This window comes from Asaia prunellae JCM 25354 (assembly GCF_000613885.1).
Taxonomy (GTDB): domain Bacteria; phylum Pseudomonadota; class Alphaproteobacteria; order Acetobacterales; family Acetobacteraceae; genus Asaia; species Asaia prunellae.
This window is the reverse complement of record NZ_BAJV01000027.1, coordinates 1-10,140: the sequence shown is the minus strand read 5'-3', so window position 1 is coordinate 10,140 and position 10,140 is coordinate 1. Positions and strand designations below refer to the sequence as shown.

Annotated in this window: 6 protein-coding genes and 1 pseudogene; 1 reads left to right on the top strand and 6 read right to left on the bottom strand. The window is 55.0% G+C overall.

Going from position 1 to position 10,140, the window contains the following annotated elements:
• Positions 1-85 precede the first annotated feature (85 nt).
• The 6 genes from JCM25354_RS15245 to JCM25354_RS15215 form a co-directional block, all read right to left on the bottom strand.
• Positions 86-667, bottom strand: coding sequence for an LOG family protein (locus JCM25354_RS15245; protein WP_025886712.1), 582 nt, complete (start codon positions 665-667; stop codon positions 86-88).
• Positions 668-707: 40 nt separating this feature from the next.
• Positions 708-1,907, bottom strand: coding sequence for an MFS transporter (locus JCM25354_RS15240; protein ID WP_025886711.1), 1,200 nt, complete (start codon positions 1,905-1,907; stop codon positions 708-710).
• A gap of 242 nt (positions 1,908-2,149) precedes the next feature.
• Entirely contained in the window at positions 2,150-3,250 is a 1,101-nt protein-coding gene (gene dinB, locus JCM25354_RS15235; protein WP_035448104.1) for a DNA polymerase IV, read from the bottom strand.
• A gap of 145 nt (positions 3,251-3,395) precedes the next feature.
• Positions 3,396-4,415: a ferrochelatase gene (hemH, locus tag JCM25354_RS19515; RefSeq protein ID WP_035448103.1), complete on the bottom strand. Its 1,020-nt coding sequence runs from the start codon at positions 4,413-4,415 to the stop codon at positions 3,396-3,398.
• Between the two features lie 292 nt (positions 4,416-4,707).
• Positions 4,708-5,733 (bottom strand): aspartate-semialdehyde dehydrogenase, encoded by a 1,026-nt coding sequence (locus JCM25354_RS15220; RefSeq protein ID WP_025886705.1) that lies wholly within the window; start codon positions 5,731-5,733, stop codon positions 4,708-4,710.
• A gap of 30 nt (positions 5,734-5,763) precedes the next feature.
• Entirely contained in the window at positions 5,764-6,402 is a 639-nt protein-coding gene (locus JCM25354_RS15215) for a 2OG-Fe(II) oxygenase family protein (RefSeq protein ID WP_025886703.1), read from the bottom strand.
• 629 nt (positions 6,403-7,031) lie between these two features.
• Here JCM25354_RS15215 and JCM25354_RS19510 point away from each other — a divergent pair.
• Positions 7,032-9,924 (top strand): annotated as a pseudogene (locus JCM25354_RS19510) (2-oxoglutarate dehydrogenase E1 component).
• The last annotated feature ends 216 nt before the right edge of the window (positions 9,925-10,140 follow it).

Genomic DNA, 10,140 nt, shown 5'->3' with positions numbered 1-10,140 from the left:
CAGTGCTCTACCAGGCTGAGCTACACTCCGAACCGATGGATGGGGCTATACTGCCTGTTGCGGGGCTCCGCAAGAGGGACGTGTCCTAAAGTCGACCGGTTTCGGAATTTTCCTCGCGCTTTTTTTCATTTCCCAGAATCTCAAGAGCTTCTGAAACGCTCGGGACAACCCTGTAGAGCTGACGTGCAGATGAATCAGCCAGACCTTGTTGGATTGACGCCTCAAGGGCAGCAATCACATGCTCCGCCCAGTTCGCGATATTGACGATGAGGATGGGTTTGTCGTGAAGCGATAGCTGACGCCAGGTCAGAATCTCCATCAGCTCATCAAACGTACCTAATCCGCCGGGAAGCACGAGAAAGGCATCAGCACGGGCAAACATAAGACGTTTGCGCTCATGCATTGACTCCGTGATGATCAGCTCGGTCACGCCGTCATTCATGACCTCGCGATCATGGAGAAACGAGGGGATGATGCCCGTGACCCTGCCTCCCGCTCCAAGTGCTGCCTCGGCGACAACCCCCATAAGCCCGACTGCGCCGCCACCATAGACAAGATGTATACGCTGTCTGGCCAGACCAGCGCCCATCTCACGGGCAGCCTCACCAAACTCTGGTCGGGAGCCATGGCGCGAACCGCAAAAAACAGCGGCAGCAGCAATCGTCATTTCAAACTTTTCCTTCGGATAATCGTGACCGAATCTGGAGTCAGGCTCTGGTCGCACGCCTCAATCTCATAACCTGCGCAATGCCCAGAGATGTAATACATGCTGTGAAAATGAACAGGGTCATATACCCGGCCGAATGGATAACCAGTCCGAGCAATGGGCCGGAGATACCTATGGCAAGATCGAGAAAAACCGAAAAGGCGCCTAGCGCTGCACCCCGATTTTCCGCGCCAGCCCTGTCCACAGCCAGAACACCCAAAGCAGGGAAAACGAGCGAGAATCCCGCCCCCGTTACCGCTGCGCCAAGCGTTGCCGCCGCAGGAGAGGGAAGAAAAGCCAGAATCAGCAAACCAGCAGTTTCGACAGCGAGCGAGATGATCGCAACATTCGTACCGCCTATACGCCCGATCTGCCGGGCGAATACGAAGCGTATGATTACGAATACAATGCCGAAAACAGCGAGCGCCTGCGCGGCATCCGGCCAGTGCTCGGCAGCGAAATAGAGAGCGAGGCAGGAGGAAATGACCCCGAACCCGACGGAGCCTGCAGCCAGAGCGCATCCATGGGGCAGAACCAGCATGAAGACTTTCGCAAAAGGCATCGCTGGCTTGTCATGTCTTATCGGAGCAACCGCAGGATAAGAACTTGCCAGGACCGTACCGAGAACCGGCAAGAAAATCGAGACAATCCCCAGCGTGACCAGTCCGCCCCACCCGCCTGCGAAATGCGAGAACTTCTCTCCTATCGTGGCGCCGAGTGCGATACCGCCATAGGAGGTAATACCATTCCAGGAAATGACCTGCGCTGTGTTTGCTGCGCCTACCCGGCGGATATTCCAGACAATCGCAGCAGTTGAGGCCCAGCTCTCTGCCCAGCCCAGGGCAAGGCGGCTGATAAAAAGGCAAAGCAGCGATAACGGAATAAAGGATCTGGTCAGACCCGAAACAAGCAGAAGCACGCCGGAACCGATACCCAGAGCAAGACCGAGAACTGCAACCGGCTTTGGCCCTCGTGTATCAATGCGTCGCCCTGCCGAGGCACGCGATGCGAATGTAGCAAAATACTGGAGCGATACCGCAAAACCGGCAATGACTGTATTACAGTGCAGAACATTATGCACAAAAATCGGAATGACTGCCATTGGCAGACCGATGACAATGTAAATGATCAGGTTAAGCGAGACGACCGGCAGGATGCGTCCGATAGGAGATCGCAGCCCGTTACCCTGCCCCGCAGCCATTACAATTTCCTTGATTGATTTTTCAGTTCAGACAGCACTCTTTTGCCAGCACAGAACAGCCCTGTCACCCCGTCAGAATGATAACGCCAGATGTCCGTGTGTCAGGCCGCTCCCAGGGCACAGATCAGTACAGAAACGATTGCGCCCAGCCAGAGCGAAGAAGTCGAAGATACTGAGAGCATATTGATTATTCCCCAAACCAGTACAAGCCGGACTCTTCGAACGCTTCAGCATCGCAAAAGTCAGCATGACATCTCACTAAAAAGTGTCAACTGGTGGGATTTTTTTTCCTCAATATTAAGACCGGTCATGCTGACGCCCACCAGCCTTACGGCACGCTCGAAAGGAAAGAGGCTTTCGAGCAGGAGCTCCGCCTGCAGGCGAAGTGCCGGCTCATCCTCAAAAGGGACAGGATTGGATCGCGTACGCGTGATGATCCGGAAATCAGCATATTTGAGCTTCACGACCAGAGTACGCCCGTTAACAGCCTGCGCGGTACATTGTTGCCAGAGCTTGGCGCAGAGGAGACCGATAATCTCCTTCGCTTCAGACAACGTTGTCAGATCGGTCTCGAATGTCGTCTCGGTACCAATCGATTTGCGTATGCGATCCGGAACAACAGGCCGATCATCAATACCCCAGGCGATAGACGCATAAAAAGAGGCGGCCTTGCCGAAATGCCTCGCGAGAACATCGAGGGGTATTGTACGCAAATCCGCCCCGGTAAAAATGCCCAGACGGTTCATCTTTGTACGGGTAGCTGGCCCTATGCCGTGAAATTGCTCAACACGCAGGGAAGCCGCGAAATCCGGTCCTTTGGCCGGTGGGATCACGAATTGACCGTTGGGTTTCCGATAGTCGGAAGCCAGTTTGGCCAGAAAACGGTTATAGGAGATACCGGCTGAGGCAGTCAGTCCTGTTTCCTGATGAATGGCGGCCCTGATCTGGCGGGCGATATCCGTAGCAGAACCGTGACAACTGTAACTCTGCGTCACGTCGAGATAGGCCTCATCCAGTGAGAGCGGCTGAACAAGCGTCGTATAACGTGAGAAGATAGCGTGGATCTGCCTGGAGACCGCGCGGTAGACATCAAACCGCGGAGGAACAAACACCAGTTCGGGACAGTGACGCAAGGCGGCACGCGATGGCATGGCAGACCGAACCCCGAACTGCCTTGCTTCATAGCTTGCTGCAGCAACAACGCCGCGGCCCTCGCCCCGACCTACTGCGACTGGCCGCCCACGCAATTGAGGGGCATCACGTTGTTCAACCGACGCATAAAATGCATCCATGTCGATATGGATAATACGGCGTACAGGGCCTGTCTTGGCGGTCTCGACCATGCAGGCCATATGTCATCAGAAACCAGAACAAAACAAGACCGCTCGTGCGAAAGTAAAAGTCTGCGGCCCGGAAACAAACACACAGACTTCCATCAGAACCAGATTACCCCACCCTGTGTCACCAGGACCTCAGAATGTTGGAAACCTACCTGTTGGGAAGGCTCTCCCGGATCAGGGCTTCAAGCAGAGCAACAGCATCGTCGCTGTCATTCAGACACGGTACGAGGGTCAATTCCTCACCACCGGCCTCGATAAATTCCTCGCGGAGCTCATTGCCGATTTCATCAAGCGTTTCGATACAGTCGCTGATGAAACCAGGCATGATGACAGCAATACGCGTGATACCCTGCTCTGGTAACGCTGTGACATAGGGCGCTGTATAGGGTTGCACCCATTCCATCGGGCCAAAACGCGATTGATAGGTAATGGGCATCTGTTCTTCGCGCAGACCAAGAGCCGCACGCAGAGCACGCAAGGTACGCTCGCAATCCTCAGGGTAGTAATCCCCTTTTTCGACGCAGAGCTTGGGCAGGCCATGAAAGGAAGCCACAAGACGCTGCGGTTTCCAGGAAAGTGACGACAGATGATCGCGGACGCTTTTTTCAAGGGCTGCGATATAATGAGGATGATCGGGGAAAGCAGGCAGAGTCTGTACGGCAGGCTGACGACGCAAGGTCATGAGAGCGCGGAAAAGCTGGTCGTTCGCCGTTGCCGTAGTGGTCGCACTGTATTGCGGGTAGAGCGGCAGGAAAACCAGACGATCACATCCCTGGTCCAACAGCTCTTCAAGGGCGTCGGCAATGGATGGTTTTCCATAGCGCATCCCCCATGATACCGGGAATTCCCCTTCAAGACGTGCCGCGAGCTTTTCAGCCTGAGACCGCGTGTAGACACGCAAGGGGCTGGCATCTTCCTCCCGGTTCCAGATCCGGGCATAGGCCTCGCCGCTTTTGGAAGGGCGCGTTGTCAGTACAATTCCCTGCAGAATTGGCTGCCAGATGGCCGGTGGGGCTTCGATCACACGGCGATCAGAAAGAAATTCGCCGAGATAGCGGCGGACCGAAAAGTAATCCGTACCATCTGGCGTGCCCAGATTGGCGATAAGGATGCCGGTCTTGCCACCAGCCGGAACCGGATGGGTGGGTATATTGCTTTTGAACGCCATGTCTCTCGATCAAATCATGGAAGTGATGAGAAACAAGAACTGTTCAGCGTGCGTTCGGTTTCCGTTTGACACGTACCGGAACAGGCCGCTGAACAGGAGTACGAGCAAGAGCAGCCAGAGCAATCAGGCAAGCAGGCCAGCAGCGAATGTGTCGATAACAGGCATTGTCATCTCCAATCAGGCCCTTGCAGCACAACCCTGCATCCGCCCTTCATGGCAGTTTGGCATTGCATCTCAAGGGTGCAATACCAAACATGAAGAAATAACAGAGATGTAATGTCTGAACCGTGGATCAGATTTTCTTTCTGATCAGATCAAGGGCGATCAGAGCTTCAGCGATCTGAACCGCATTGAGCGCCGCTCCCTTGCGCAGGTTATCAGAGACGCACCACAATGCGAGACCGTTTTCGACTGTCTCGTCGATACGCAGACGAGACACATAGGTCGCATCTTCGCCAACACATTCAATCGGGGTGACATAACCGCCATCATCACGCTCATCGCGCAGGATCACGCCATCAGCCTCACGCAGAGCCTCGCGGGCGCGGGCAAGGTCGACAGGTTCTTCACATTCGATGTTGATGGCTTCCGAATGGCCTATGAAAACCGGCACGCGTACGCATGTTGCTGCGACCTTGATATCCGGATCGAGAATTTTGCGCGTCTCGACTGCCATCTTCCACTCTTCCTTCGTGGTACCGTCTGGCAGGAAGCTGTCGATATGCGGAATGACGTTGAAAGCGATCTGCTTGGTGAACTGGGCTATGGTTGGCGGATCGCCTACAAAGCTGCCTTTGCTCTGGGCAAACAGTTCGTCCATTCCGTCCTTGCCCGCACCGGACACGGCCTGATAGGTCGAGACAACAATACGCTTGATCGTGAAGAGATCATGCAGCGGCTTGAGCGCCACCACCATCTGCGCGGTCGAACAGTTCGGATTGGCTATGATGTTGCGCTTCATTTTCTTCAGCACATTGGCATTCACTTCCGGCACCACCAGCGGCACATCCGGATCCATACGGAAATGCGAGGTATTGTCGATCACGATACAGCCCGCTGCCGCAGCACGCGGCGCATGAACGGCCGAGATCGAAGCGCCGGGTGAGAAGAGCGCAATGTCCCATCCCGCGAAGTCGAAGGTTTCGAGATTCTGGATTTTCAGGACTTTCTTGTCACCAAAGGACACGTCCTGTCCTGTGGAGCGTGCCGAAGCAAGCGCCGCCACCTCGGAAACAGGAAAATCTCTTTCAGCAAGAATGCGCAGGAGTTCACGACCAACAGCACCAGTCGCACCTACGACCGCAACGCGGTATCCCATTATCACTTCACCTTAGTCAGAATTCGACGGTCACCGTGCAAAAGACAGACGCTTGAGCAGCGCCGACAGACGATGACGGCGCAGTTCATAGCGCGCCTTGTTATTTGTGGCCATGTAATTCAGCTGAATAGTGTAGCGCGGGCCGACATACTGCCTGTGCCCGTGCCAGGTTCTGGGGCCATTGGGGAAGATGAGAAGCGTGCCATGCGCAGGCTTTACCTCGACAGCATAATCCTCAAGATCATTCGGCCCGTTCAGCAAACGCAGACAGCCTTCCTGGGCAGACCAAGCAGCGCTTTCCGGATTGAGATAGAGCAGGATGGTAACGAGTTTGGCCTCTGAGTCACGATGAATGCGACCATCTTTCTCACGTGTACGGCCCCGCAAAGTCAGCATACTGGGAGCACGCTCGATATCGAGACCGAATTTCTGCGCCACAATTTTCTTCAGACGCGGCCCCTGCAACTCCTTTGTCAAAGCCTTGACAACAGGATGCAGTCTGAGTCCCTCCGGCGGAAATGACCCGCCAGAACGCATTTCCGGCATCAGATTGATGAGAGCCTGGAGGTCCTCTTCGCGCACGAAGTTAGGAACAACCACATGTCTGAACGGTGCCTCGCTGATTGGGGTCCGTTCAAGGGCTTCGTATTGAAGAGCGATCTGTGACATGGAAGATGAGCTATTCCTGCCGCCGCCCAGAGACAAGGCGCTTCTTAGCCCTTCATACGATGGTGGGAGTGACGAACTGCGCTGTTGCGCACAAACTGCGTATATCCAGCCCCTATACGATCACTGTCTGAAAAACATGATCGCAGGGAGACTGTCCTGTCCTGATGCTCTGTGTCTGGCCTGTAAGCTGTTCGAACGAGATGCGCTGTCCTTGAACAGCGCAGTGATGCACGACTGTCAAAATCCATATGACGTCCCTGCTGCTCGACAGGGTACTCGGGAGTTGCCTGAGCCACAGGGCAGCCCAAAGCCAGTAGCGAAAATGTGACTACCGCCAGTGCGGGCATGCAACGCATGACAGACCCCTCCAAACTGCAATATCGAAACATGCCTCGATCGGTTAGATCCTCAGCGCGCTCAGGTGCGAAGTCTATAGACGGCAAGCAAGATTGAAAGTTTCGACTCTTTCTGGTCACGTGTCCAGAACGTGCAATTGTGAACTGAAACCGTTCGGAAAACCTCTATGCTCTTTGCTGTCAGTCGAGAGTTTCGTGGTCTTTCAAGCCATGACAGTGCCATTTTGAGACGCTATGCAGATCTGGGAAAAACAGCCAAGGAGGGCTGCGAGCATGGGTGAGATCGGTTCATTACCAAGTGCGTTAAACGGGGCCAATACTGTCTATCTGGCCGACCTCCACGCCAAATGGAGTGCCGACCCCAGAAGCGTCGATCCGTCATTCGCCGATTTGTTCAAGGCTCTCGATGCGGAGCGTGCAGCTGGCGCAGCGAACCAGACCGCCACCAGCCATGCGCGGATCGCGCGACCTGGGGTGAACAGACTTCCCTGCTTGATACACAGACCCAGCGTCTGCCTGCCCAGCGCACCAACGCAGAATTCTCGGCTACGGATCTGCTCTCAAGCGTTGATGACAGTGTGCGCGCCATCCAGCTCGTACGCGCCTATCGTGTACGCGGTCATCTTGAATCGCGTCTGGATCCGCTGGGTCTTCAGGTACCGAAATCCTTCACCGAACTCGACCCGGCAACTTATGGCTTTGGCCCCAATGACCGCGACCGCCCGATCTATCTTGGGCAGATGGTCAGCTCGCTTCTTCCCGAACGTGCCAGCGCCACGATCAACGAACTGCTTGCCGCCCTGCGCCAAACCTATTGTGGCCCGATCGGCGTGGAATACATGCATATTCAGGATGCTTCCCAGCGCCTGTGGCTGCAACATCGCCTGGAGGGCGATGACTGGCGCCATACATTCTCGGCGGCTGAGAAAAAAACCATCCTCAACCAGCTCACAGAGGCTGAAGGATTCGAGAGCTTCTGTCAGAAGCGCTTTACCGGAACCAAGCGCTTCGGTCTCGAAGGCAGCGAAGTCACGATTCCCGCCCTGCACGCCATTATAGAGCAATCCGTGCGCCATGGCACAAAGAGCGTATCGGTCGGCATGGCGCATCGCGGTCGACTGAATGTCATGGCCAATGTGGTACAGAAGCCTTTTGCCGCCATTTTTTCGGAATTTGCCGGAGCCTCCTTCAAGCCGACTGATGTACAGGGCTCGGGAGACGTCAAATATCACCTTGGCACGGCCGCCACACTCCATGTCTCGAATGAAAAAGTACGCGTCACCCTGCTGCCCAACCCGTCTCATCTTGAGGCAGTCGATCCTGTCGTGGTCGGTCGGGTACGTGCCATGCAGGATTCGGATGGCTGCGTCGGACTTGAAAACCGCTATCGTCATCTCGGCCTACTGATCCATGGCGACGCGGCCTTTGCGGGTCAGGGCATCGTGTACGAAACCATGGCGATGTCTCAGCTTATCGGTTACCGCACAGGCGGCACCATCCATGTAGTGACGAACAACCAGATCGGTTTCACGACGATCTCGGCTCATGCGCATTCAGGCTTTTATTGCACTGATATCGCCAAGGCCGTTCATGCTCCCATCCTGCATGTCAACGGTGACGAACCTGAAGCCGCTGCCTATTGCGCTCGACTTGCCGCCGATTATCGCCGTGAATTCGCCGCTGATATCGTGCTGGATCTGGTCTGCTACAGGCGCCATGGTCATAACGAGGCCGATGAACCGGCCTTTACCCAGCCAACCATGTACAAGGCTATTGCCGCACGTCCGACGACACGGGCGCTTTATGCCAAGCGCCTCGCTCGCGAGAAGATCATTGACGCCGAAACGGCGGATGATCAATTCCAGTCCTTCCAAGACCATCTTCAAAGCCAGTTCGAAGCAGCCAAATCCTACGAACCCAGCCGTGAAGACTGGCTGGAGTGCAATCAGGACCCTTCACGCCTTTCTGACGAACCTCTGCGTGAACAGCCTGTTACCGGGATCAGCATTTCAGGCCTGCAACGCGTCGGCGCTGCCCTGACGCGCATTCCGGAAGACTTCGCTCTTCATCCGCGACTGGGTCGCATCATCCAGGCGCGGGCACAGGCCATAGAGACCGGCACGGGAATTGACTGGGCACTCGGTGAGGCCCTGGCATTCGGGTCACTGCTGCTGCAGCACCATCCCGTGCGCCTTTCGGGAGAAGACTGCCAGCGTGGCACATTCAGCCAGCGTCACGCCGTTCTGGTCGATCAGCTGAACCAGAGTGACTATGTGCCGCTCAACAACATTGCTGATGGCCAGGCCAAAATCGAGGTCTATAATTCCCTGCTTTCAGAGTTTGGCGTGCTCGGCTTCGAATATGGCTACACGCTTGCGGCTCCCAACTCCCTTGTTCTATGGGAAGCGCAATTCGGCGATTTCGCCAATGGTGCTCAGGTCATTATCGATCAGTTTATCGCCTCCGGCGAAACCAAATGGCTACGCACTTCAGGCTGGTGATGCTGCTGCCCCATGGTTATGAAGGACAGGGCCCCGAGCATTCTTCGGCTCGCCTGGAACGCTATCTGCAACTCTGCGCCGAAAACAATCTGCGCGTGTGCAATATAACCACGCCAGCAAACTACTTCCATGCCCTGCGTCGGCAGATTGCCCGCGAGTGCCGCAAACCGTTGATCATCATGACGCCGAAATCCCTTCTGCGTCACAAGGAAGCCGTATCGGAGCTCGGCGATTTCGGACCCGAAACGCGTTTCCGCACCGTTATTCCCGAGACCGATACCTTGCTTCCCGATACGGAAATCAAGCGCGTCATCCTGTGCTCGGGCAAGGTCTATTACGACCTGCGTGCCGCAAGACGAGAAGGAAAACGTCAGGACGTCGCGATCATTCGCCTTGAACAGCTCTACCCCTTCCCACGTGACGTGCTTTCCGAGCAAATCGCGCGTTATCCGAACGCCAAGATTATCTGGTGCCAGGAAGAGTCGCAGAATGGGGGTGCCTGGACGTTCGTTGATCGTCGTATCGAGAACTCAGCAGAACGCTGCAATCATACTCAGCCACGCCCGGTTTTCGCAGGACGTAAAGCCTCAGCCTCTCCTGCAACAGGCCTTGCGAGCGAACATATGGCGGAACAAACCGCGCTTGTTCAGGAAGCCCTGGGCTGACAAGCATCCGGATTCTACCCACAAGCAGAAGATTATTTCTCCTGCTTGTGGGTGAATTAACTCAATGAAGACAGATTGATATCTGTCGTGAATCCTGAAAATAACCACATTCTCCACCTCCTAAAATTAAGTAAATGATTGAATAATATTTATGGATTTCCCATTATTCTTCAATAAATGAAGATATTATTATGGAATATATATATATATAATATA

Excerpts from the sequence above, each read along its gene's own strand:
- JCM25354_RS15245 (WP_025886712.1), bottom strand. The coding sequence starts at position 667 with ATGACGATTGCTGCTGCCGCTGTTTTTTGCGGTTCGCGCCATGGCTCC.
- JCM25354_RS15240 (WP_025886711.1), bottom strand. The coding sequence starts at position 1,907 with ATGGCTGCGGGGCAGGGTAACGGGCTGCGATCTCCTATCGGACGCATC.
- dinB (WP_035448104.1), bottom strand. The coding sequence starts at position 3,250 with ATGGTCGAGACCGCCAAGACAGGCCCTGTACGCCGTATTATCCATATC.
- hemH (WP_035448103.1), bottom strand. The coding sequence starts at position 4,415 with ATGGCGTTCAAAAGCAATATACCCACCCATCCGGTTCCGGCTGGTGGC.
- JCM25354_RS15220 (WP_025886705.1), bottom strand. The coding sequence starts at position 5,733 with ATGGGATACCGCGTTGCGGTCGTAGGTGCGACTGGTGCTGTTGGTCGT.
- JCM25354_RS15215 (WP_025886703.1), bottom strand. The coding sequence starts at position 6,402 with ATGTCACAGATCGCTCTTCAATACGAAGCCCTTGAACGGACCCCAATC.